Annotated in this window: 24 protein-coding genes; 14 read left to right on the plus strand and 10 right to left on the minus strand. The window is 70.0% G+C overall.

Annotation, left to right across the window (positions count from 1 at the left end):
• Window positions 1–83 precede the first annotated feature (83 nt).
• The 3 genes from FHU36_RS18105 to FHU36_RS18115 are packed head-to-tail and all read right to left on the minus strand — an operon-like array spanning window position 84 to window position 1,493.
• Window positions 84–392 carry a hypothetical protein gene (locus FHU36_RS18105; protein WP_185085153.1) on the minus strand — a complete coding sequence of 103 codons (309 nt, stop codon included), beginning with the start codon at window positions 390–392 and terminating at the stop codon, window positions 84–86.
• A 55-nt stretch (window positions 393–447) separates the two neighbouring features.
• Complete coding sequence (locus FHU36_RS18110) at window positions 448–909, minus strand: VOC family protein (RefSeq protein WP_185085154.1); 462 nt, start codon at window positions 907–909, stop codon at window positions 448–450.
• The gene (locus FHU36_RS18115) at window positions 906–1,493 is read right to left on the minus strand and encodes a DinB family protein (RefSeq protein ID WP_185085155.1); all 588 of its coding nucleotides are present in this window, start codon (window positions 1,491–1,493) and stop codon (window positions 906–908) included. The genes FHU36_RS18110 and FHU36_RS18115 overlap by 4 nt, the downstream gene beginning before the upstream one ends.
• A gap of 60 nt (window positions 1,494–1,553) precedes the next feature.
• Between FHU36_RS18115 and FHU36_RS18120 the strand changes: the two genes are divergently transcribed.
• On the plus strand, window positions 1,554–2,552 hold the full coding sequence (locus FHU36_RS18120; RefSeq protein WP_185085156.1) for a helix-turn-helix transcriptional regulator: 999 nt from the start codon (window positions 1,554–1,556) through the stop codon (window positions 2,550–2,552).
• Window positions 2,553–2,678: 126 nt separating this feature from the next.
• Here the strand turns inward: FHU36_RS18120 and FHU36_RS18125 are convergent, their stop codons facing one another.
• The 5 genes from FHU36_RS18125 to FHU36_RS18145 all read right to left on the minus strand — a co-directional run bounded on the left by FHU36_RS18125 (window position 2,679) and on the right by FHU36_RS18145 (window position 5,789).
• Window positions 2,679–2,795, minus strand: a complete 117-nt coding sequence (locus tag FHU36_RS18125) for a sigma factor (RefSeq protein WP_221496684.1) — start codon at window positions 2,793–2,795, stop codon at window positions 2,679–2,681.
• A gap of 325 nt (window positions 2,796–3,120) precedes the next feature.
• Window positions 3,121–3,546, minus strand: a complete 426-nt coding sequence (locus tag FHU36_RS18130) for an imine reductase family protein (RefSeq protein WP_376774170.1) — start codon at window positions 3,544–3,546, stop codon at window positions 3,121–3,123.
• Window positions 3,547–3,576: 30 nt separating this feature from the next.
• Entirely contained in the window at window positions 3,577–4,266 is a 690-nt protein-coding gene (locus FHU36_RS18135; protein WP_185085158.1) for an AfsR/SARP family transcriptional regulator, read from the minus strand.
• A 164-nt stretch (window positions 4,267–4,430) separates the two neighbouring features.
• Window positions 4,431–5,267: an SDR family oxidoreductase gene (locus FHU36_RS18140; RefSeq protein ID WP_185085159.1), complete on the minus strand. Its 837-nt coding sequence runs from the start codon at window positions 5,265–5,267 to the stop codon at window positions 4,431–4,433.
• A 243-nt stretch (window positions 5,268–5,510) separates the two neighbouring features.
• Entirely contained in the window at window positions 5,511–5,789 is a 279-nt protein-coding gene (locus tag FHU36_RS18145) for a hypothetical protein (protein WP_185085160.1), read from the minus strand.
• Here FHU36_RS18145 and FHU36_RS47075 point away from each other — a divergent pair.
• On the plus strand, window positions 5,743–5,898 hold the full coding sequence (locus FHU36_RS47075) for an alpha-amylase inhibitor (protein WP_512699249.1): 156 nt from the start codon (window positions 5,743–5,745) through the stop codon (window positions 5,896–5,898). The genes FHU36_RS18145 and FHU36_RS47075 overlap by 47 nt on opposite strands.
• 488 nt (window positions 5,899–6,386) lie before the next feature.
• On the opposite strand, the gene FHU36_RS18150 is transcribed toward FHU36_RS47075, so the two are convergent.
• Window positions 6,387–6,908: a MarR family winged helix-turn-helix transcriptional regulator gene (locus tag FHU36_RS18150; protein ID WP_246502489.1), complete on the minus strand. Its 522-nt coding sequence runs from the start codon at window positions 6,906–6,908 to the stop codon at window positions 6,387–6,389.
• Between the two features lie 77 nt (window positions 6,909–6,985).
• On the opposite strand from FHU36_RS18150, the gene wrbA reads away from it, so the two are divergent.
• The 12 genes from wrbA to FHU36_RS18210 all read left to right on the plus strand — a co-directional run bounded on the left by wrbA (window position 6,986) and on the right by FHU36_RS18210 (window position 20,757).
• Window positions 6,986–7,669: an NAD(P)H:quinone oxidoreductase gene (gene wrbA / locus FHU36_RS18155; protein WP_185085161.1), complete on the plus strand. Its 684-nt coding sequence runs from the start codon at window positions 6,986–6,988 to the stop codon at window positions 7,667–7,669.
• A gap of 8 nt (window positions 7,670–7,677) precedes the next feature.
• Window positions 7,678–9,102 (plus strand): MFS transporter, encoded by a 1,425-nt coding sequence (locus FHU36_RS18160; RefSeq protein ID WP_185085162.1) that lies wholly within the window; start codon window positions 7,678–7,680, stop codon window positions 9,100–9,102.
• Window positions 9,103–9,279: 177 nt separating this feature from the next.
• A complete protein-coding gene (locus FHU36_RS18165; protein WP_185085163.1) occupies window positions 9,280–9,516 on the plus strand; it encodes a hypothetical protein in 237 nt (78 codons plus the stop codon).
• Window positions 9,474–9,851: a hypothetical protein gene (locus FHU36_RS18170; RefSeq protein ID WP_185085164.1), complete on the plus strand. Its 378-nt coding sequence runs from the start codon at window positions 9,474–9,476 to the stop codon at window positions 9,849–9,851. Before FHU36_RS18165 ends, FHU36_RS18170 begins: the two co-directional genes overlap by 43 nt.
• Before the next feature lie 370 nt (window positions 9,852–10,221).
• Window positions 10,222–10,866 (plus strand): urease subunit gamma, encoded by a 645-nt coding sequence (locus FHU36_RS18175; protein WP_185085165.1) that lies wholly within the window; start codon window positions 10,222–10,224, stop codon window positions 10,864–10,866.
• Window positions 10,859–12,655 (plus strand): urease subunit alpha, encoded by a 1,797-nt coding sequence (locus FHU36_RS18180; RefSeq protein WP_185085166.1) that lies wholly within the window; start codon window positions 10,859–10,861, stop codon window positions 12,653–12,655. The genes FHU36_RS18175 and FHU36_RS18180 overlap by 8 nt, the downstream gene beginning before the upstream one ends.
• 64 nt (window positions 12,656–12,719) lie before the next feature.
• Window positions 12,720–13,394 carry an urease accessory protein UreF gene (locus FHU36_RS18185; protein WP_185085167.1) on the plus strand — a complete coding sequence of 225 codons (675 nt, stop codon included), beginning with the start codon at window positions 12,720–12,722 and terminating at the stop codon, window positions 13,392–13,394.
• Between the two features lie 72 nt (window positions 13,395–13,466).
• Entirely contained in the window at window positions 13,467–14,168 is a 702-nt protein-coding gene (ureG, locus tag FHU36_RS18190) for an urease accessory protein UreG (RefSeq protein WP_185085168.1), read from the plus strand.
• Complete coding sequence (locus FHU36_RS18195; protein WP_185085169.1) at window positions 14,165–14,965, plus strand: urease accessory protein UreD; 801 nt, start codon at window positions 14,165–14,167, stop codon at window positions 14,963–14,965. The genes ureG and FHU36_RS18195 overlap by 4 nt, the downstream gene beginning before the upstream one ends.
• Window positions 14,966–15,774: 809 nt before the next feature.
• Entirely contained in the window at window positions 15,775–16,140 is a 366-nt protein-coding gene (locus tag FHU36_RS18200) for a DUF2809 domain-containing protein (protein ID WP_185085170.1), read from the plus strand.
• A gap of 473 nt (window positions 16,141–16,613) precedes the next feature.
• Window positions 16,614–19,757, plus strand: coding sequence for a BTAD domain-containing putative transcriptional regulator (locus FHU36_RS18205; RefSeq protein ID WP_185085171.1), 3,144 nt, complete (start codon window positions 16,614–16,616; stop codon window positions 19,755–19,757).
• Between the two features lie 226 nt (window positions 19,758–19,983).
• Complete coding sequence (locus tag FHU36_RS18210; protein WP_312891673.1) at window positions 19,984–20,757, plus strand: SigB/SigF/SigG family RNA polymerase sigma factor; 774 nt, start codon at window positions 19,984–19,986, stop codon at window positions 20,755–20,757.
• 121 nt (window positions 20,758–20,878) lie between these two features.
• Here FHU36_RS18210 and FHU36_RS18215 read toward each other — a convergent pair whose 3' ends face one another.
• On the minus strand, window positions 20,879–21,049 hold the full coding sequence (locus FHU36_RS18215) for a hypothetical protein (RefSeq protein ID WP_185085173.1): 171 nt from the start codon (window positions 21,047–21,049) through the stop codon (window positions 20,879–20,881).
• Window positions 21,050–21,238: the final 189 nt, after the last annotated feature.

The following is a 21,238-nucleotide window of genomic DNA, read 5'->3' on the forward strand; positions in this document are numbered from 1 at the left end:
ACGCCTTGCCGCCGGCACCGGCGGCAAGGCCGCTCCACCGGCGGCAAGGCCGCTCCACCACGCGGCCCTGGGCCTCCGGTGCGTCAGCGCTTGATGTCGTAGGAGTGAGACACCGCCTTGGGGTACGTGTCGGGGCAGTGGGCAGAGGACTGCACCCGAATCCCCTTCCAGGGCCCGTAGACGGTCTTCTTGGTCCTGCCGTTGGAGCACGTGGCGATGGCCCGCACGGAACCCGCGCCCTTGTCGCATCGGGCCCACGTGTAGTCCGTCTGCCAGCCGTACCCGTGGTGGCAGTCGGTCGGCAGGGGCTCGGCCTGCGCGGCGAGCGGGGTGAGCGAGACGACCGCGAAGGCGGCAGCGGACGCGAGAGCAGTGAAGATCTTCCTGTTCATGATCGGCGATCATATATACGCCCGCGCAACCTTGTTGGGATTCGTCTGCTTTGCGTCAGTCCAGGCAGAACTCGTTGCCCTCCGGGTCGGTCATCACGATGAAGCCGGCACTCATCGGGGGAGCGGGCTCGTCGCGACGCACCCGCCTGGCTCCCAGCGCGACGAGCCGTCCGCACTCGACCTCCAGCGCCGCCATCCGCTCCTCTCCCCGCAGCCCCGGAGCCGCACGGACGTCGAGGTGGACGCGGTTCTTGGCGACCTTGTCCTCAGGCACCCGCTGGAAGAACAGCCGTGGACCGTGCCCGGCCGGGTCCTCGATGGCCGATCTCGTGTTGCGCTGCTCCTCCGGCACGCCGGCCCGTGCGAGGAAGTCGTCCCACGCGGCCAGCGGGTCGGCGTCCTCGGGCAGGTCCACTCCGGGCGGGCCGGGGTGGACGTAGCCCAGCACGTCACGCCAGAAGGACGACAGCGCCCGAGGGTCGCGGGCGTCGAAGGTGACCTGGACGTGGCGGCTCATCGGGCTGCTCCGTTCGTGGCGGGTCTCGTGTGCAGGTAGAGGTCGCGCAGCAGGCAGACCTCGGACAGGTGGTGGATCAGCTCGCGGTGGATGTGCAGCACCAGATCGGCCATGGGCGCCTCGGGGAAGGGCTCCTTCGCGCCGAGCGGGACCCGGAGCCCGGCCTCGCCGAGGCCGCGCACCCCGTCCAGCCAGACGTCGAGCTGGGCCTCGAGCTGGTCGAGCGCGGCGGCCGCGCCGCCGGCGTACTCCCAGGTCTCGTACGACGCCGCCGGCGCGCCGAAGTGCGCCGCGTTGCGCGCGGCGAGCACGCCGACGATGACGTGACCGAGTCGCCAGGCGATCGTGGTGAAGGCCGCGGGGACCGGCTCGGGGAAGGCGTAGTCCATCGTGAAGTCCCCGGCACCGACCTGCACGGGTGCCGTCGAGCTGCCGCGCGGCCGCACACTCCACGCGTCCGGCACCGGTGACCAGAAGTACTCGTCGTCGGTGAGGCCGTCGAGCCGGGCTCGCAGCTGATGCTTCCAGTGGAACTCCCACTGCTCGCGCAGCGTCCGGTTCCAGTCGAGTTCGTCTGCGTCCATGGAGCCACCCTGACACCCCAAGCGGACAGAATCGGTCCGCTATTGTGGCAGGGGGGCGACATGGACGTGGCTGGCGGTGACGAGCGGGGTACGACGGAGCGGGTGCTCACCCTGCTCGGGCTGCTGCAGCAGCGCCAGGTCTGGACCGGCCCCGAGCTCGCCGACCGGCTCGGGGTCACTGCGCGCACGGTACGGCGTGATGTCGAGCGGCTGCGCACCCTCGGCTATCCGGTGCATGCCAGCCAGGGTGTCGGCGGCGGCTACCGGCTCGGCCCGGGGCAGGACCTGCCGCCGCTGCTTCTCGACGACGAGGAGGCGATCGCCACCGCGGTCTCCCTGCTCGCCGGCGCGGATGGCGCGGTCGCCGGCGCCGGCGAGGCCGCGCTCCGGGCGCTGACCAAGCTCGACCAGGTGCTGCCCACCCGGTTGCGGCACGAGGTGCGCGCGCTCTCCGGCTCGGTGGAGTCCTTCGGCGGAGGCCGCGCGCCGGTCGACCCCGAGGTGCTCATGACGCTGGCCAGAGCCTGCCGCGACGAGGTCGAAGCCGGCTTCGACTACCCGTCCGGGAGCGAGGTGCGACGGCGGCGGGTCGAGCCCTACCGCCTCGTCGCCTCCGACCGGCGCTGGTATCTGTTCGCCTACGACCTCGATCGCGACGGCTGGCGCAGCTTCCGCGTCGACCGGATGACCGGCGTGTCCGCACGGACCTGGCGCTTTCGCCCGCGCGCGGCGCCCGACGCGGCGAGGTACGTGCAGGAGGGCGTGGCCAGTCGGGTCTACCCGCACCGGGCGCGCTTCCTCGTACACGCGTCGGCCGACACGGTGCGCGCGCAGATTCCGGCCTCGGCGGCCGTCGTACGACGGCGAGGGAGCGAGCTCTGCGAGGTGCTCAGTGGCGCCGCCAGCCTCGACTTCGTGCTCATGCACGTGCTCCTGCTGGGGCACGACTTCGAGGTGCTCGACCCTCCGGAGCTTGGGAGGCGCTGTCGCGTGCTGGCGGACAGACTGCTGTCGGCCGGCGCGGCGATTCCACCGGTGCCGGATGCGGAGGAGCCCTGAGCCGCGACCGCTGGGGGAGCGGTGTGCGGGGTGGGAACGCACGAATGATCACAGGGATCGGGGCAGGCCGAAATGGGGGAAGACGCTGGTGTCCCGGAACCCCGTGGTCGGCGTGCTGTCCAGCATCTATGCCGCGAGCATGGTGTCCTGCACCAGGTCGTCGGCGTCGGCGAGCGAGCCGACGGTCCGGTAACAGTGCAGGTGCAGCTCACGCCGGTAGGGCTCGATTCTCTCGACTCCCAGGGCTGAGCTTCGTCCTCCGGTGTCGCGACCTCACTCCACAGGGGTACGCCCCGGACCGGGCTGGAACGGTAGGTGGTCAGCCACCGGAAACATGGCCTCGTCCGGGACCTGCCGAACGCCTGGATTGATGAGATGTACCCGTCCGCGGAAGGTCGACGGAGTCGATGGAGACGGTGGAGAGATCAGTCATGGCGATACGCTCATTCGTGGATGATCACCATAGGCCCGAGCCGATAACCGCCCCCACTGACGCCAATCCCCGCCGCCTGCGCCGGCTCCTGGCACCGCCCGCCAACCGGCGGCGCCCCGCCCATGAAGACGAACCCTAGCCCGGTTGCCTGATGCTCTCGATGATTCGGGCGAAGCCTTCCTCTCCATGGCCTGCATCGATCTGACGCTGGATGAGCCGCTGGGCCATGGCGACCACCTCGGTGCTGATGCCCTGGTCGGAACTGGCGGCCAGCAGGTCACTGAGGTTGGAGAACTGGAGGCTCTGTTGCCCTTCGACGGTGTAATCCCCGCCATCGACGACCGCGGCGAACCCTTGGAAGGCGCCGGTCATGGCGGTCAGCCAAGGTGTGGCCATGGCAGCGAACTCGCCCGCCGTCACGCCGGCCGGCGCGACCATGGCGGCGCCGTGCATGAATCCGGCCCACATGACGTACATGCCCGCGAGTAGGGCGAGGTCGTACAGGGACGCCAGCCCAGCATCCTCACCGAAGTAGGTACTGGATCCCCACAGGTCGAGCAGTGGCTTGTACTGATCGAAGACCTCGGCCGATCAGCTGTAGAGGAGTCTCTCGGCCAGGCGTTGTCTGGCGCTTTCGTACAGTTGGAGGGCCTCGGGCCGACGGCCGCACTGGGACAGCGCTGTCATCAGCTGCGCGGTGAGGGGCTCGTTCAACGGCTCGGCGGCTACGGTCTCCCGCAGCCCGGGAAGGATCTGCTCGGCTCGCCCCAGGCGCATCTGGACGTCGTGATACGCCAGCGCCGCGTTGACCCGTTCCTGATCCGGCCGGGCTCGCATCCCGACCACCCAGGCGCCGGACAGCCCGGCCAGAGCCTGCTGCTTCCACAGATGGAGCGCATCGCCCAGGAGGGCGCCCATCTCCTGCTCGCCGGTGCTGGCGTGAGCCTGGCCGACCAGTCGGCGGAATCGGTGCAGATCGACCGCATCGCCGGGCACCTCCAGCGCATAGCCGCTGCTACGGCGTATGAGCTCGATGCCGTACGAGGCCGCGTGGACCGAGCGTAGGACGCGCCGCAAACGGGTGATGTAGGTGTAGAGGGTGTTGCGTGCCTCGGAGGGAGGGTTCTGGTCCCATAGCCGATCGACCAGGTGCTCGATCGAGACCATCTGGCCCGCCTCGCTGAGAAGCACCGCCAGCACGCAACGCTGCTTGGCATGCCCAAGATCAAGCACCCGTCCCTCGACGGTGGCCTCGACCGGACCCAGAAGCCGAAATTGCATGGATACCCTTCGTGCCGGGCGATACGGGCGTTCATGGCACTGCCACGGGCAAGCTGGTGATCATCCAAGGCCAAGGGGGCGGAGGCACGGTCGTGGCCGGTGGTTCCTGAGGCCGAGGCTGCCCGCCGCTGGGTTTCGCCGCCGTCTCCTCGGCGCCGGATCGCCTACCGGAAGTCGGCGGCGTGGTCGGTGGCCCACCGGGCGAAGGTCCGGGCGGGTCGGCCGATGATCTTCTCCACGTCCCCGCTCACCCGGGCCGGCTTGCCGACCGAGTCGGCCCACTGCTCGAAAAGCGTGTCCAGGATGAACCGCGGCATGAATCTGCTCATCGCCTCCCGCGCGGCCTCCGGCGTCAGCTCCTCGTAGCGCAGCGGCCGTCCGATCGCCTCACCGATGAGCGCCACCTGCTCGCGGGCGGTCAGCGACTCGGGGCCGGTGAGGTCGTCTGTCGCGCCGGCGTGGCCGGGCTCCGTCAGCGCCCGCACCGCCACCGCGGCGAGGTCGGCCTCGTGCACCGGCGCGCTGGTCGACTCGGCGTAGGGCGCCCGCACTACGTCGCCTGCCCTTGTCTGCCCGGCCCACGGCAGGGCGTTGGTGGCCATGTGCCCCGACCGCAGGAACGTCCACTCCAGGTCTGACGCGCGCAGTGACCGCTCGATCTCGGCGTGATAGGCGGCGATCGGGTTGGTTTGCTCGTCCACGTCGTCGTCCACGGCGCTGGATGACAGGAACACGACTTTGCGCACGCCCGCCGCCGTGGCGGCCTGGACGAATCCGGGCCCCGAACCGGGGGCGGCGAACAGGAACACGGCCGACACGCCGGTCAGCACGGGCCGCAGCGTGCCCGGCTCGCCCAGGTCGCCGCAGGCTACCTCGACACCGTCCGGCAGCTTCGCCTGCTCGGGGTCGCGGGTGAGCGCGCGGACCTCATGGCCGGCGTCCAGAAGCTGCTCGACGACATTGCGGCCCACATTGCCGGTGGCTCCCGTTACCAGAATCATTTCTGCTCTTTCGTCGGTACGGCGGCGCCCGCGAGAGCGCCAGGTGTCATGAGTGAGGGATCCCGTCGCAGCCGCCGCGAGACTCTCGCCGAAGCCGACCCCTGAGAAGGCACGGCAGGCCCGGCACAGCTCGTGCAGGGCGCCTGCGGGACGTCGACGCGAAGGTGCTGATCTCGTCGCTCATGACGTCACAGTCTCAGCAATCGTGGCAAACCACTTGCCTAAAAGGGCGGGCCCTCCGGCTCAAGGTTCTTTCAAGGTTGTCGTCAGGCTCGCTGTGGCACCGTTCGAGCGCCCCTGACAACCTGTAGAGAGGATCACCATGCCGAGCGTCACACGCCGGATGCTGAGTTCTGCCCTTTTGACTGCCGGACTGGTCGCCTCGCCGGCTTTGTCGGTTCCGGCCCACGCTACGGCCGCCACCGCGCTCAGGTCCGCGCCGGCGTGCGTCAAGTGGAAGAACAACCAGTGGAAGATGCGGATCGAAGTGCGGAACACATGCAGAAGGAGGTACCGCGTCAAGATCATCATTGCTTTCGGGCCGGACAGCTCGTGCTGGACCTACAAGTCTGGTCAGCGCCGTGACTACTACGGGTGGAGCGGACGCGTCGACCAGCTGCGACTGTGCTGACCCGGGATCCCGCCAACCCCGCGGCGTCCTTTGAAGGCTGCGACGGCACGCATCCAGGGAATGCCCCATGTCTGGCGGCTCGCCGCCGATCACGCCCGTAATCTCGGAAGTCCTTCGCCCAGGTCGGCGGCTTCGAGATCAACGGAGGGGGTTCCGGCCGCATCCGGCTGACGGGCGACCGTCTCGAGCGGCCATGAAGGCGGCGGGCGGGATTCGGTCGTGCGGCCCGGCGCGAGAGCCGGGACCGCGGGGCGGGGAGGCATTCTGAAGCCGGTGGCCGGTGCGAGCCGCACGTCCGAGGAGGGGCTGAACTGCAGCTCCCGGCCGTCGTCCGCAATCTCCTCGCTCTTGTTCGAGAGACTCGGCGGGCAGGCCCAGGCGGCGGGTGACGGCCCTGACGGTCGAGGCGTCAGGGTCGGCGAAGTCGCCTGCGATCGGGTCGTCGCCATGCCTGGGACAGACCTCGAACGCGTGCGACGCCTCGACCTCTACGAGCTGACCGTTGGAGCCGACGCTGACGCGCCCGGTTCGTCGCCGCTCTGTCCCGTTCGCGCGACTGGTTCGCGCCGGTGACGGGAACGTCTGGTGTCCACGTTGCCGCTCAACGTGCCGAGAATGCCGGGTAGCCCCGCCACCGTTTCGGCGGGCAGGCCGGTCACGGTCTCCTCCGCCAGGGCGCACCATAGCTGCTTGATCTGGTCGGCCAGGGCTTTGCCGCTGTCGGTGAGCTCGACGACGCTGGCGCGTTTGTCGGAGGGGGCGGGGTTGCGGCGGATGTGGCCGCTGGCTTCGAGCTTGCGGGCCATGAGGGTGACGCTGGGCGGCTCACAGCCGAGTGCCTCACTGAGCTGGGACTGGATCATCGGGCCGGTCCTGGCGAGCTCGAGCAGGAGCGCCTCCTGCCCGGGGTGCAGGCCGAGCGGGGCCAGCAGTGCCGCGGCCCGGGCCCGGTGGCGCAGGCTCAGGAGGCGGATGGCCTGGTTGAGGGCGTCGGCGTGCTCGAAGTCCATGGGCTCTCCTTGACAGATTAGTTATGCGCATAACATTATCCGCATAACTAATTCTACGTGACATCGAGGGAGCTGGCATGACCGTGAAGGTCGCCGTCATCTACTACAGCTCGACCGGCAATGTGCACGCACTCGCGCAGGCCGTCGCCGACGGCGCCGTCTTGGCCGGAGCCGAGGTGCGGCTGCGGAGGGTCGCCGAGCTGGCACCCGACAGCGCGATCGACGCGAACCCGCTGTGGCGGCGGCACGCCGATGCCGCTACGGCGATCGCCCAGGCCTCGATCGAGGACCTGGCGTGGGCCGACGCCTTCGCGTTCGGAACGCCGACCCGGTTCGGCACGCCGGCCGCGCAGCTCAAGCAGTTCATCGACCAGGCCGGCGGGTTGTGGCAGGAAGGCAAGCTGGCGAACAAACCGGTGACGGCCTTCACCTCGGCATACAACCGGCACGGCGGCAGCGAGGCCACGATCCTGTCGCTGGGCAACGTCTTCTATCACTGGGGGGCGCTGATCGTCCCGCCCGGATTCACCGATCCAGCCGTATACGCCGCCGGCGGCAACCCCTACGGCACCTCGTCGGTGACCAGCCTGTCGACCGGAGACGGCCCTGATGCCGCGGCGCTGGAAGCGGCCAGGTACCAGGGACAGCGGTTGGCCCGGATCACGATCCGGCTGCTGGAGGGCAGCCGCCTCACCGATGCCGCCGCGGGCGACGGCAACGGCCGCGAAACCCTGGCCGGAACAACCTCCCAGACCGCGTGAGGAAGGTCATGACAAGCACTGGTACTGCAGCTCAGCGGGCCAGGCCGCACGCCGGCCCCGCCTGGGCGGTCCTGGCGCTGGTGTGTGCCGGCCAGTTCATGGTGATCCTGGACTCGTCCATCGTCAACGTCGCCCTGCCCTCGATCCATGGCGACCTCGGCTTCACACCCACCGGCCTGGCCTGGGTGGTGAACGGCTACCTGCTCACCTTCGGCGGCTTCATGCTGCTGGGAGGCCGCGCTGCCGACCTGTTCGGCCCTCGCCGGACGCTGGTCGCCGGGCTGCTGCTGTTCTCCGCCTCGAGCCTGGCCGCCGGCCTGGCGACCGCTCCGGGGGTCCTGGTCGCGGCCCGCGTCGCGCAGGGCGTCGGAGCCGCCATGATGGCCCCGGCGACGCTGGCCGTGATCAACACCGGCTTCACCGAGCCGAACGCGCGTGCCAAGGCGTTCGGCGCATGGTCCGCCTCGGGCGGTGTGGGCGGGCTGGCCGGCGCGCTCGCCGGCGGTGCCATCACCACCGGCCTGTCGTGGCGGTGGGTCTTCCTCATGAACGTGCCGATCGGCGCGGTGCTGATCGTCGTGGCCCTGATGTCGCTGTACGGCACGCGAGGCGGCCGGCGGGAATCGCTCGACCTCACGGGCGCGCTCACCGGGACGGCGGGCCTGGCCGCGCTGATCTACGGCGTCATGCGCAGTGCCGATCACGCCTGGTCGTCCATGCCGGTCGTCGGGCCGGTGGTGGCTGGCCTGCTCCTGCTCGTCACCTTCACCGTGGTGGAGGCACGGTTCGCCACCCGGCCGATGATGCCCCTGCGGCTGTTCAGAATCCGGGGGGTGGCCGTCGGCAGCGGCATGCTGCTGCTGTTCGGTGGGATCGCCATCGCGATGTGGTACTTCACCTCGCTGTTCCTGCAGAACGTGCTCGGCTTCAGCGCGCTTCAAGCCGGGCTCGGGCAGACACCTGCGGCTGTGACCTTCCTGGTGATCGCGCGATGGGCCGCCGCCCTGCTGCCGCGCACCGGTGTACGCCCTCTGCTGGTGGCCGGCAGCGGCTGTTTCCTGGCCGGGTTCGGCTGGCTCGCCCAAGCCGGAGCCGACAGCGGCTACGTCACCGGCGTGCTCGGGCCGACGCTGCTCATCGCGGTCGGCATCGGGCTGACCTTCCCCACCCTCATGGCCGCGACGACCGCCGAGGTTCCCCAGGGCGACGCGGGGATCATCGGCGGCCTGGCCCAGACCGCCGGCCAGGTAGGCAGCTCGGTCGGCCTGGCCGTGCTCGCGACAGCCGCCGGCGCCACAGCCACGACGGAGGCCGGCGGGAGCTCCCCAGCTGCTCTCGCCGCCGGCTACGACCTGGTCTTCCTCCTGGCGGCCGGGCTCGGCCTGGCCATCGCGGTGGTCAGCCTGCTGCTGCCGCGTCACCGGCGCGGCTGACCGCCGGCTACGCGCCACCGAGGAAGCACCCCCGGTTCGTCACCGAGATCGACGGGCAGAACATCCACTTCTTCCCCATCAGGTCAAGCTCCGACGCCGCCCGGCCGCTGCTGCTCCTGCCCCGGCACGCAGGGCGGCGGCGGAGGCGCCCACCTCGGCCTTGAACTGGCCCGCCAGGTGCCAGAGCGGCTGGTCGGCGTGCACGTCAACGCCTGGGTCGCCGTCCCCTCGCCGGACGAGACCGCCTTCGCCGCCGACGAGCAACGACGCCGGGGCATCATGCAGAACTTCATGCAGGACGGGCTGGGATTCGACCAGATCATGTCGACCCGGTCGCTCACCTACGGGCTGGCCGACTCGCCCGTGGCGAGATGGGCCACGACCCGACGGCGTACGCGCCCAAGCCGCGGGTGACGGTGCCCACGGCCGTGCTGCTGGCCAAGGACGACGTCACGATCCGGCGTTCCGCCGAGCGGGACGCCGACAGCGCTGGACCGGATCGCGGTGGCGCCTACCTGGCGCTGGAGGTGCCCGACCTGCTGGTGGCGGACGTGCGGGCGTTCTTCGGCGCGAAGCGCGTCTGCCAGGCAGGCCTGCCTGGACTCGGGTCGGTCATCCCGGCCGCCGGAGATCTTCTCGTGGAGGATGACGCCGTGGCCGTGGGCGTCGAACACGCCAGTTTTCGATCGCGTGCTGAGATGCGGGCGTTCGCGATGAGGTGTGGCATGGCACGCTCCCGAAGGCTCTGAACGTCCGGCAACGTGCCCGTTTCCGGACGTCATAGCGACCAGGCCGGACACCGTCCGACGGGGCGGAGGCGGCCGATCGCCTCCGACTCTGTATCACGGGTAATGGACGCCGCCATCACGCTATGTCACTGTGAGTAGTCATTGAGTTACTCAATGCGCCCGAGGTGTTGATCTGCCAGGGCTCTGGGCCGCTACGCGGGTCACCAGGCTGCACTGGCGCTCCTGTGGGCGCAGGGGTTGGTGAGGGCGTCGGCTCCCGCCTGGAGTGAGCGGACGGCCGCCGCATGGCTGAAGGCCGGTCGCGTCGGTGTCCGCACCATTGTTGCCCCCCGGGACAGGGCCCGGGGCAGAGCGAAGGCGAGGGGGCGGGATGCATCTGACTCCGCACGAGCAGGAACGTCTGATGATTCATGTGGCTGCGGACGTGGCCTGGAAGCGTAAGAAACGGGGGGTTCTGCTCAACTACCCGGAGGCGGTCGCGCTTTTGACCGCGTACGTTCTCGAAGGAGCCCGGGACGGCAAATCCGTCGACGAGCTCATGCGCTCCCCGGACCCGAAGGTGCTCAACCGCGATGACGTCATGGAGGGCGTCCCGGAGATGATCTCCGACATCCAGATCGAGGCCACCTTCCCCGACGGCACCAAGCTGGTCACCATCCGCGACCCCTTCCCGCAGGCGGGCAAGGAGGTGCCGGTTCATCCCGGGAAGATCGACCATCCCGAGGACGCCGAGCCCGTGGCCTTCAACGTCGGCCGTGACGTCACGACCCTGATCGTCACCAACACCGACGACCGTCCCGTCCAGGTCGGATCCCACTACCATTTCTACGAGGCCAACCCCTGTCTCGAATTCGAGCCCCGCGCCGACGCCTACGGCAAGCGGCTGAACATCGCCGCCGGCAGCTCCATCCGTTTCGAACCCCGGTGCCCGCGGGAAGTGGAGCTCGTGCCCATCGAGGGCAAGCGCATCGTCGCGGGCCTGCGCGGCGAGGTCGGAGGTCCCCTCGATGCCTGAGCCCCTGACCCGCGTCGAGTACGCCGACCGGTTCGGCCCCACGGTTGGTGACCGCATCCGCCTGGCCGACACCAACCTGCGGATCGAGGTCACCGAGGACTGGTCCGGCGGTCCTGGACGCAGCGGCAACGAGGTCGTCTTCGGCGGCGGCAAGGTGATCCGCGAATCGATGGGCCAGTCCTGCGCGCCGCGCGACTCCGCGGAGCCCGGCGCCCCGCAGCCCCCCGACACCGTCATCACCGGCGCCGTCGTCCTGGACCACTGGGGTGTCGTCAAGGCCGACGTCGCCATCCGCGACGGCCGGATCGTCGCGCTCGGCAAGGCCTACAACGACGAGACCATGGACCCGCTCCACGACGGCCACGGGACGGCCACGGACTTCCTCATCGGTCCTGAGACCGAGGTCATCGCGGGCAACGGCAAGATTCTCACCGCGGGAGGAGTCGACACCCACGTCCACTTCATCTGCCCCGAGCAGATCCGCGAGGCGCTCGCCGCCGGCGTCACCACCCTGATCGGTGGCGGCACGGGCCCCGCGGAGGGCAGCACCGCGACCACCGTCACGCCCGGTTCCTGGCACATCGCCAGGGCGTTTGAGGCGCTGGACGCTTTCCCGGTCAACATCGGGCTGCTCGGCAAGGGCAGCACCATGTCCACAGAATCCCTCCGCAACCAGGTGAAGGCGGGCGTCCTCGGCTTCAAGATTCACGAGGACTGGGGCGCCACTCCCGCCGTGCTGCGCAGGTGCCTGGAGGTGTGCAAGGAGACCGGTGCCCAGCTCGCCCTGCACGCCGACTCGCTGAACGAGGCCGGCGCGGTCGCCGACACCATCAAGGCCATCGGCGACCACCCGATCCACGTCTTCCACGTCGAGGGCGCCGGCGGCGGCCACGCCCCGGACATGATCACCATGGTGAGCCTGCGGAACGTGCTGCCCGCCTCCACCAACCCCACCCGGCCGTTCACCGTCAACACGGTCAAGGAGCACATCGACATGGTGATGGTCTGCCATCACCTGAACCCGGAGCTGCCGGAGGACAGGGCCTTCGCCGAGTCGCGGATCCGGCCGTCCACGATGGCCGCCGAGGACATCCTGCACGACCTCGGCGCCATTTCGATCATGTCGTCGGACGCCCAGGCCATGGGCCGCATCGGCGAGATGATCGTGCGGACGTGGCAGACCGCGCACGTGATGAAGGCCCGGCGCGGCTCCCTGGACGGCGACGACGGAGCCGACAACCATCGCGCCCGCCGCTACGTCGCCAAATACACCATCAACCCGGCGATCGCGCACGGCATCGACCACGAGGTCGGCTCGGTCGAGGTAGGCAAGCTCGCCGACCTGGTGCTGTGGGAGCCGAAGTTCTTCGGCGTCAAGACGCATCGGGTCATCAAGGGCGGCCAGATCGCCTATGCGCAGGTGGGCGACGCCAACGCCTCCATCACCACCCCGCAGCCGGTCCTGCCTCGCGCCGTGTTCGGCGCGACCGGCCAGGCACCTGCCGCCAACTCGGTCAACTTCGTCACCGCAGACGCCATCAAGGCCGGCCTGCTCAACGATCTGAAGGTGAGCAAGGAGTTCAGGCCCATCCGCAACACCCGCAAGGTCTTCAAGGAGAACATGCGGGAGAACAACGCCCGCCCCGACATCCGCATCGATCCCGACACGTTCGAGGTGGAGATCGGCGGCGCAAAGGCCAAGGACGTGAAGGCGGAGATCGACGACCGACTCGTCGAGCGAGACTACGCCACCGAACTGCCCATGGCTCAGCGCTACTTCCTCTTCTGACCATCGCACCGTGAAACCCGCACCGTGAACGCCCGCACCATGAAGGAAAGGTGAGCCACGCACGATGAGCCGTGCCGCACTGCTCGTCCTGGCCGACGGCCGTTTCCCCGCCGGAGGGCACGCCCACTCCGGCGGGGCCGAGCCCGCTGTCACCGCGGGACGCGTCCGCGACGTCGCGAGCCTGGCGGAGTTCTGCCGCGGCCGGCTGCACACCAGCGGTCTGGTCGCGGCGGGTCTCGCCGCCGCGGCCGCCGCCGGAATCGACCCGCTCCTGCTGGACGAGGCCGCCGACGCCCGCATGCCCGCCCCCGCCCTGCGGCAGAGCGCGCGCAGGCTCGGGCGGCAAATGCTGCGGGCCGCCCGAGCCACCTGGCCCTCGGCCGAGCTCGACGCCCTGGCCGCGGCGCGGCCGCGCGGCGCTCACCAGCCCGTCGTCCTCGGACTCACCGGCCGCTCCGCGGGACTGACCCCGCTGGACGTCGCGTACGCGGCCGCGTACGAGAGCGTCAGCGGCCCGGCCACCGCGACCGTCCGCCTGCTCAGGCTGGACCCCTTCGACGCCATCACCATCCTCGCCCGCCTCGCCGCCGACATCGATCACGTGGCCGCGCAGGCAGCCGACGCCGCGCAGCGCGTCCACGCTGACGGCCTCGACGCGCTGCCCGCCGACTCGGCGCCGCTGCTCGACATCACCGCCGAACAGCACGCCACCCGCCCGGCACGCCTGTTCGCCTCCTGATCCCGACCTCGCCGGTGATCCGAAGGCCGCCTCCTGACCACCGCACCACTCGTTCGACCACCCGGAGCAGCGATGCATCTCCACCACAGCGACGCCTTCCCCGAGGGCCACGCCCACGGCCCCGGCGGCTCCTCCTCCGAGCGCCCCGACGGCCGCCGCCGCGCCCTGCGCATCGGGCTGGGCGGGCCGGTCGGCACCGGCAAGACCGCCACCGTCGCCGCCCTGTGCCGCGCGTTGCGCGACGAGGTGTCCATCGCCGTCGTCACCAACGACATCTACACCCGCGAGGACGCCGAATTCCTGCTCCGCGAGGCCGTGCTGCCCGCCGAGCGCATCGCGGCGGTCGAGACCGGGGCTTGCCCGCACACCGCCATCCGCGACGACATCTCCGCCAACCTCGAAGCCATCGAGGAACTGGAGGAGCAGCTCGGCCCGCTCAACCTGATCCTCGTGGAGTCAGGCGGCGACAACCTCACCGCGACCTTCTCCAAGGGCCTCGTCGATGCCCAGATCTTCGTCATCGACGTCGCGGGGGGCGACGACATCCCCCGTAAGGGCGGCCCCGGCATCACCACCGCCGACCTCCTCGTCATCAACAAGACCGACCTCGCCCCCTACGTCGGCGTCGACCTGGAGGGCATGGCCCGCGACGCCAAAGCCCAGCGCGGCGACCTGCCCGTCGCCTTCACCGCCCTGAAGGCCGAAGGCGGCATCACACCCGTGTCGGACTGGGTCCGCGAGCGCCTCGCCGACTGGACCGCGAGCCCCGCATGACCGTCACGGCGCCCCGGACCACCGACACCAAGCACACCGCCCCGGGCGTGCACGCCACCGCCCGGATCAGGGCAGTCACCTCGGGGGACACCACCGACCTCCCCGTCCTCGACAGTGACGGCCCCTTCGACCTGCGCCGCAGTCGCTCACACGGAAAGCAGGCGCGGGTGTGCATCCTCGGTGCCATGAGCGCCCCTCTGGGCGGCGACCGCCTGCGCATCGAAGCCACCGCCGAGCAGGGCGCCCACCTGCACATCACCTCGGCCGCCGCCACCATCGCGCTGCGCGGCCCCACACCCGAGCACGCCACCTACGACGTGCGGCTGACGGTGGCAGAGCAGGCGCGCCTGCATTGGCTTCCCCAGCCGCTGATCTCCACCGCACGCAGCAACCTCCACCAGACCTGCACCATCGACCTGGCCCCCACCGCCCGACTCGTCCTACGCGAAGAGCAGGTCCTCGGACGCGCCAACGAGCTACCGGGCCGGCTGACCACCCGCCTCACCGTCCGGCATGACGGACACCTGCTCCTGGACCAGCAGACCAGGTACGGCCCGGACGCACCCGCCTGGGACGGCCCCGCCGTCCTCGCCGGCCACCGCGCCGCCGGCCAGATCCTCATCGTCGACCCGGCCTTCGAGCAGGAGCCGAGCGGCGTCCGGCTGCTCGGCGAAGACCCGGCACAAGGACAGGCCGTGCTGACGCCGCTCACCGGACCCGCCATCCTGGTAACGGCCCTCGCCCCCGATGTGCTGCGCCTGCGCCGACTCCTCGACATGGCTCATCCCCTCGCGTGAACGCGTCGCGGAATCGCCGGCAGAAGGAGAAACGAGGCCCGGGTGGGTCTGCCAGGAGCCGTCCTCCTCGTTCTTCGTCCCGCCAAGTAGGCGGGCGGGCGCCCGCCGGCCGCGTCGCTCTGTCGGACCCTGGCCGAAGCCGGCGCCACGGCGCCGAGCAGGCGGCCGCCTCCTGATCACCTCTGGCCCCGCCGGGTAGGCGGTCTCAGGCGGCCAGGCCCAGATCGGGTGTTGCGAGGTGCCCGTCGTTCACATGGCGACGTTCAACTGGCGTCGCACTGGGAACCTGCCTGACGACGACGAACAGGATCAGCTCGCGCATGCCGCGTTCTCACCGGGTCAGGACGAACAAGATGATCCCCGGGGCGTAGATGATGCAGGGTCGCAGCAGGAGTTCCAGCCCTGCCGCGACGATCAGGAAGGCGGTGGAGAATGTGGCCGGCACCGCGATCGCCGGGTCCTTGCCGCGACCTCGCGGCGCGCTGTCGTGCGTACCCGGCCGCCGGCAGGTGCGGGATCGGCGACAGCGCGCTGGTCAACTCCTGGTGAAGGCGTCGTCGGAGAACAGCGTGACGAAGCGGACGGCAGTGACCGCACTCCACGAACTCCAACCCTGGCGGACCACCGCTCCCCACGAAACTTCTCGCTGGTCAGGCTGGATCGTCACTACGTTCCAGCGTGCTGGCATGCCGTCGCCATGGCACTCCACCGCGGTCGCTGACCTGCCGCAATCAGCACGCCGCCATAAGGGACGAGCTCTATGATCAGGTTCGTCCTGATCGTTAAGATTCGGAGAAGATGTCAATCACATGCGCCGTGCCATGGTCCTTCTGGGTGGGGTCGCCCTCGCCGTCGGCGCATTCGCCCTCTTCTACCGGGGTCCGGGACAACCGTTCATCCGCGGTTACGTGAGCGACGTCGGCGCCACCATGCTGGTCTACGCGTTCTTGGGGCTGCTGTGGCGCACCACCGCCGCACGCCGCACCCTGGCCACGGCCGCGATCGCCGCCGCCGTCGAGTTCTACCAAATAGTCGGCATGACCCCGCCGGGCATCGGCGGTGTCCTGGTCGGCGCGTTCCCTGACCCATGGGACATGGTCGCCTATGCCATCGGTGTGGTCGCGGCCCTGGCCTGGGAACGCCGATTGGTCCGATCCGGTGATCGGACCGGCTGACTCTCGGCACACTGACGGTACGGATGCCCCACAGCGGCGAGGTCATCGGGTTCGTCCTGCACAGTGGCCAGCCGTCGCAAAGCAGGACGAGGTCCGGCCCATGTATCGGCGACCTGCGGGTTCACCGGAACGGTCGCCGCGCGACTCGGGCGCGTTATCCGGTACATCAGCAGCCCAGCAAGATCGAGTGGGGGTTTTGGGCTTATGTGGGCCGGACCCCTCGAAGGACCTTGGGCTCCACCTCGATCCCGCCAGGCCCGACCCACAACTGCACTCCAGAATCGTACAAACCAGACCTCGGTTGGGCCATTCACGGACGAAGGTGCACAACACCTCCATGACGGTGGGGTGATCTCGTGCGACGTCGCGGGCCTGGCCGGCATCTCGGGAACGGCCGCCACGACCGTGCTGCGTGCGCCAACCAGCCCAGCAACCGGCTCGGGACGTCGCCGCGGTTCGGCACAATGACTGATGTGCGAGTTGAACTGCTCGGACCGTTCGAGGTCCGCAACCCCGATGGGGCCGTGGTGGAGGTTCCTGGGATTCGGCTGCGCGCGCTGCTGGCCGCACTCGCCCTCGAACCTGGCCGGATCGTCACGCGTGCGAGGCTGGTGGACTGGATCTGGGGGCAACAGCAGCCCGCGGACGAGGTGAATGCCTTGCAGGCATTGGTGTCCAGGCTGCGCAGGGTGTTGCCCGACGGTGTGATCGAGGCGGATTCCGGCGGGTACCGGCTGGCCGTGGCTCCTGATGCCGTGGACGTGTGCCGGTTCGAGCACCTGGTCGGTCAGGCGCGTGCCGCCGAGCCTGCGGCGCGGGCCGATCTGCTGCGCTCGGCCCTGGCATTGTGGCGTGGCAGGGCCATGGCGGACATCGCGCTGCGAGACAGCGATGTGTTCGACGCCGCGGTCGCGCGTCTGGACGAACTCTACGTCGCCGCGCTCGGGGATCGGGTGGATGCGGATATCCGCCTCGGCCGTGGCTCGGAGTTGGTCTCCGAGCTGACCGAGCTGGTTGCCGCGTATCCGCTGCGGGAGGGGTTCGTGGCGGCCTTGATGCGTGCGCTCGCCGAGGCGGGGCGTGGCAATGAGGCGTTGACCGTGTACCAGCGGACGCGCGAGCGGCTCGCTGAGGAGCTGGGCGCCGACCCATCGGCCGAGCTGTCCGCGCTGCACACCGCGTTGCTGCGGGGCGAGCTGGGCGAGCGGGCAGAGAACCGCAGGACCAACCTGCGCGCCGAACTGACGAGTTTCGTCGGCAAGGACGAGGACCTCTTCGCGGTCGCCGGTCTGGCCGTCAAGCACCGGCTGGTCACCTTGACGGGGGCGGGCGGCTCCGGCAAGACGAGGCTGGCCACGGAGACCGCGCGGACGATGCTCGTCGAGCTGCCGGATGGGGCGTGGCTGGTCGAACTGGCCTCGGTGCGGGCGGGCGGTGACCTGGCGCAGGCCGCCCTTACCGCGATCGGCCTGCGTGACCAGGGGTTGCTCGGTGGGGCGCGGGGTGGGGAGCCGATGGATCGGCTCATCGCCGCGGTCCGGGAGCGCGCGATCTTGCTGATTCTGGACAACTGCGAGCACGTGATCGAGGCGGCCGCGGCTTTCGCGGATCGGCTTCTGGGGGAGTGCCGGAGGCTGCGGATTCTGGCCACGAGCAGGGAACCACTCGGTATCACCGGGGAGGTGCTGTGGCAGGTCGAGCCCCTCGCGCTGCCCGCGAAGGGAGCGGACCCCTCCGAGGTCGGGTCCTCGCCCGCGGTGCGGCTGCTGCGGGACCGCGCGGATCTGGTGCGCAAGGACATCGGCTCCGACGCGCACACCTTGTCGGCCATGGCGCGGATCTGCCGGGCGCTCGACGGGATACCGCTGGCGATCGAACTGGCCGCGGCCCGGCTGCGCACCATGCCCATCGATCAGCTGGCACATCGGCTCGATGACCGATTCCGTCTGTTGACCAGCGGCAGCCGTACGGCGCTTCCCCGGCACAGGACGCTGCGCGCGGTCGTGGACTGGAGCTGGGATCTGCTGACCGAGGCCGAACGCGGCGTGCTGCAGCGCTTCTCGGTGTTCTCCGGCGGGGCGAGCCTGGAGGCGGCCGAGCGGGTGTGCGGGGACGAGGCGTTCGCCGGGGAGCAGGTGTTCGACGTGCTGACCGCGTTGATCGAGAAGTCGCTGCTGCTCGCCGACGGCGAGGGCACGCCGCGCTACCGGATGCTCAACACCATCAGGGAATACGCGGCGCACCGGCTCGCCGAGGCCGGGGAGACCGAGTCGGCGTGCCGGGCGCACCTTGCCTACTTCACCGAGCTGGCCGAGACGGCCGAGCCGCACCTGCGCCGGGCCGAGCAGCTGGAATGGCTGTCCACGCTCGAGACCGAGCACGACAACATCAGTGCGGCCCTGCGCGGGGCGATCGCCGAGGGCTGGGCCCACGAGGCGATGCGGCTGGTCGCGGCCGTGGGCTGGTACTGGTTCCTCAGCGGGCACCGGGCCGAGGGCACCGAGTTGAGCATCGCGGCGGCCTCGCTGCACGGTGAGGTGCCCGATGAGGTGCGGGCGATGGCGTACGCCATCGTGACCGTGTTCGAGACCTCCGGGCCCGGCCGCGATCAGTATCAGGCCCGGGAGTGGATCCACCGGGCGCACCAGCTCACCCAGCGCAGCGGGTATCGCCACCCGATACTCGGGTTCGTCCGGCCGCTGGAGCGGATGCTGCAGGGGCCGGCGGAGTTCCTGCCCGCGTTCGAGCCGCTCATCGCCGACGACGATCCATGGGTGCGGGCGCAGGCCAGGCTCACTCGTGGCCGATTGCGGCTCACGCTCGGCGGCGACGCGACCGATGTGGACATCGACGCCGAGATCGCCCTTGCCGAGTTCCGCACGCTGGGTGACCGGTGGGGGATCTCGTGGGCGCTGACCTTCCTGGCCGATCGGCTCGCCATGCGCGGGGAGTTGGCACGCGCGTGTGAGCACTACGAAGAGGCCGCTGTGGCGCTGACCGAGGTTGGGGCGACCGAGGACGTGGTCGACCTGCGGGCGCGGCAGGCTCAGCTGTACTGGCTGCTCGGCGATGAGCGCTCCAGCGCGTCCGCCATTTCCGAAGCTCAGCGGTACGCGGGCGACATCGCCTGGCCGGACACGCTTGCCGAGCTGGAGCTGTCGAAGGCACGGCTGGCGCGCTGGCGCGGCGAGCCGGACTCGGCACACCGGCACCTGGCCGCGGTGCGGGCGGTGCTGGGCAATGACGAACTGAACGACATGGTCCGCGCCAGGGTCATGGACCTGTACGGCTACCTCACCGAGGACCTCGAGATGGCCCGCGCGCATCGGAGCGAGGCGTTCCGCGCGGCTGTGGAGACGACGTATCCACCGGTGATCGCCGAGGTGTTGATCGGGATCGCGGATCTCGCGCTGCGCCAGGGACAGTACGAGCAGGCCGCGCGATTGCTCGCGGCAAGCGACGGCGTGCGCGGTACGCCGGATCGTTCGCAGCCGGACGTTTCCAGGATCGCCGCGGACACCCGGAATCGCCTCGGCGAAACCGTGTTCACCGAGGCGACCCATGCCGGTCGGCGGCGGGATTGGCGTGAGCTGGCCGAGATCACGCTCGCTTCGTGAACGTCGTGCGCGCCCACAGGTAGCCGATCAACCGGCCTGGCGCGGCGGCCGCACCGGGGGCACATATCAGTTATCGATTCGTTACCAAAAGAAGGTGATGGCGGCCGTTCAGCGGGGAGAGTGGATCTCGAAGTCCAGCAGAGGGCTTCCTCTCACGCGAACCAAGGCGTGCCTCTGCATGGGCTTTTTCCATGGACGGGGCCGCCGGCACATCTGGGAGCAGCACGTGCCTGTCCTGACCATTGCACTCCAGCACCTGACCGCCGAGGAACTCCTGGCCGGCCTGGCCGACCCGCACATCTCCGATCTGGACGTCGCGCGCATCCGCGAGCGCCTGGTGGAGATGCACGAAGGATTGGTGAGCGAGGTCACCCGCCGCTACCGCTACCGCGGCGAGCCCATGGACGACCTGCGCCAGGCCGCCTACGTGGGCCTGATGAAGGCCATCAACGGCTACGATCCCACGCTCGGGCACGAGTTCAGGGGATACGCCATGGTCACCGTGCTGGGCGAGGTCAAGCGTCACTTCCGCGACCGCACGTGGGCCATCCGAGTGCCGCGCGTCTACCAGGAACGCCGCATTGAGATCAACAAGGCCACTGCCGAGCTGACCCAGGTCCTCGGCCACTCGCCGACTGTGGCCGAGCTGGCCGCCAAGCTGGGCATCTCCGAGGAGGACGTGCTGCTCGCCCTGGAGGCCTCCACCGCCTACTCCGCGCTGTCGCTGGACGCGCCGGTGGGCGGTGGTGACGAGGACGCGGCCGAGCTGAGCGACTTCCTGCCCGCGCAGGACCAGTCGCTCGAGACCCTGCTCGACAGGCACGCGATCAAGCCCCTCATCGACGCCCTGCCGGCCCGGGAGAAGAACATCCTGCTGATGCGCTTCTACGGCAACATGACCCAGTCGGAGATCGCCAAGGAGTTCGGCATCTCGCAGATGCACGTCTCGCGCATCCTGCGTGCCGTGCTGACCAAGCTGCGCGCCGCCCTGACGGACTGACCCGGGCCCGGTCCGCCGAGCCCGACGACGGCGGTGCCTGCACGTCGTCAAGTGGTTCGAGCAGCGGGGGCGGGTGGAGCGTGCCGTCGAGCTGCGGGTGCGGCACGTCGACCTGGCCTGGTCAGGAGGCAGCCGCAGGCGTCGACCGGGGAGGGACCGTCGCGCTGTCAGCAGGTGCGTCGTGGCCGGGGTCGGGCTCGGCGTCGGAGCAGTCTCCCCGGCAGTAACCGTTGGCGACGATCAGCCGTCCGCGGGCGGGTGTGTAGGCGGTGGCCTGCGCGGCGACGGTCACGCCCTGGCACCTCGGGCAGATGAGTGGCTGATCGGCTGTCATGAAAGACCCTTCATATCCTTGCGCGCGCAGTGGTGGCGAGGTGCTGCGAACCGCGATTTGTTCATCCGGGACGACCGTCACACGCCTCGCCCGTCTTGCGCGGCGTCGCCGCGGGCGATGTCGCCCGCGGCACACCGCGCAAAGGCA

It is taken from the genome of Nonomuraea muscovyensis (assembly GCF_014207745.1).
Taxonomy (GTDB): domain Bacteria; phylum Actinomycetota; class Actinomycetes; order Streptosporangiales; family Streptosporangiaceae; genus Nonomuraea; species Nonomuraea muscovyensis.

Bases quoted from the DNA above. Each gene is read 5' to 3' on its own strand.
- FHU36_RS18115 (WP_185085155.1), bottom strand. From the start codon at position 1,493: ATGGACGCAGACGAACTCGACTGGAACCGGACGCTGCGCGAGCAGTGG.
- FHU36_RS18135 (WP_185085158.1), bottom strand. From the start codon at position 4,266: ATGCAATTTCGGCTTCTGGGTCCGGTCGAGGCCACCGTCGAGGGACGG.
- FHU36_RS18170 (WP_185085164.1), top strand. From the start codon at position 9,474: ATGGGCCACGACCCGACGGCGTACGCGCCCAAGCCGCGGGTGACGGTG.
- FHU36_RS18140 (WP_185085159.1), bottom strand. From the start codon at position 5,267: ATGATTCTGGTAACGGGAGCCACCGGCAATGTGGGCCGCAATGTCGTC.
- FHU36_RS18185 (WP_185085167.1), top strand. From the start codon at position 12,720: ATGAGCCGTGCCGCACTGCTCGTCCTGGCCGACGGCCGTTTCCCCGCC.
- FHU36_RS47075 (WP_512699249.1), top strand. From the start codon at position 5,743: ATGCGGATCGAAGTGCGGAACACATGCAGAAGGAGGTACCGCGTCAAG.
- FHU36_RS18175 (WP_185085165.1), top strand. From the start codon at position 10,222: ATGCATCTGACTCCGCACGAGCAGGAACGTCTGATGATTCATGTGGCT.
- FHU36_RS18105 (WP_185085153.1), bottom strand. From the start codon at position 392: ATGAACAGGAAGATCTTCACTGCTCTCGCGTCCGCTGCCGCCTTCGCG.
- FHU36_RS18110 (WP_185085154.1), bottom strand. From the start codon at position 909: ATGAGCCGCCACGTCCAGGTCACCTTCGACGCCCGCGACCCTCGGGCG.
- FHU36_RS18180 (WP_185085166.1), top strand. From the start codon at position 10,859: ATGCCTGAGCCCCTGACCCGCGTCGAGTACGCCGACCGGTTCGGCCCC.
- FHU36_RS18195 (WP_185085169.1), top strand. From the start codon at position 14,165: ATGACCGTCACGGCGCCCCGGACCACCGACACCAAGCACACCGCCCCG.
- ureG (WP_185085168.1), top strand. From the start codon at position 13,467: ATGCATCTCCACCACAGCGACGCCTTCCCCGAGGGCCACGCCCACGGC.
- FHU36_RS18150 (WP_246502489.1), bottom strand. From the start codon at position 6,908: ATGGACTTCGAGCACGCCGACGCCCTCAACCAGGCCATCCGCCTCCTG.
- FHU36_RS18120 (WP_185085156.1), top strand. From the start codon at position 1,554: ATGGACGTGGCTGGCGGTGACGAGCGGGGTACGACGGAGCGGGTGCTC.
- FHU36_RS18160 (WP_185085162.1), top strand. From the start codon at position 7,678: ATGACAAGCACTGGTACTGCAGCTCAGCGGGCCAGGCCGCACGCCGGC.
- FHU36_RS18200 (WP_185085170.1), top strand. From the start codon at position 15,775: ATGCGCCGTGCCATGGTCCTTCTGGGTGGGGTCGCCCTCGCCGTCGGC.
- wrbA (WP_185085161.1), top strand. From the start codon at position 6,986: ATGACCGTGAAGGTCGCCGTCATCTACTACAGCTCGACCGGCAATGTG.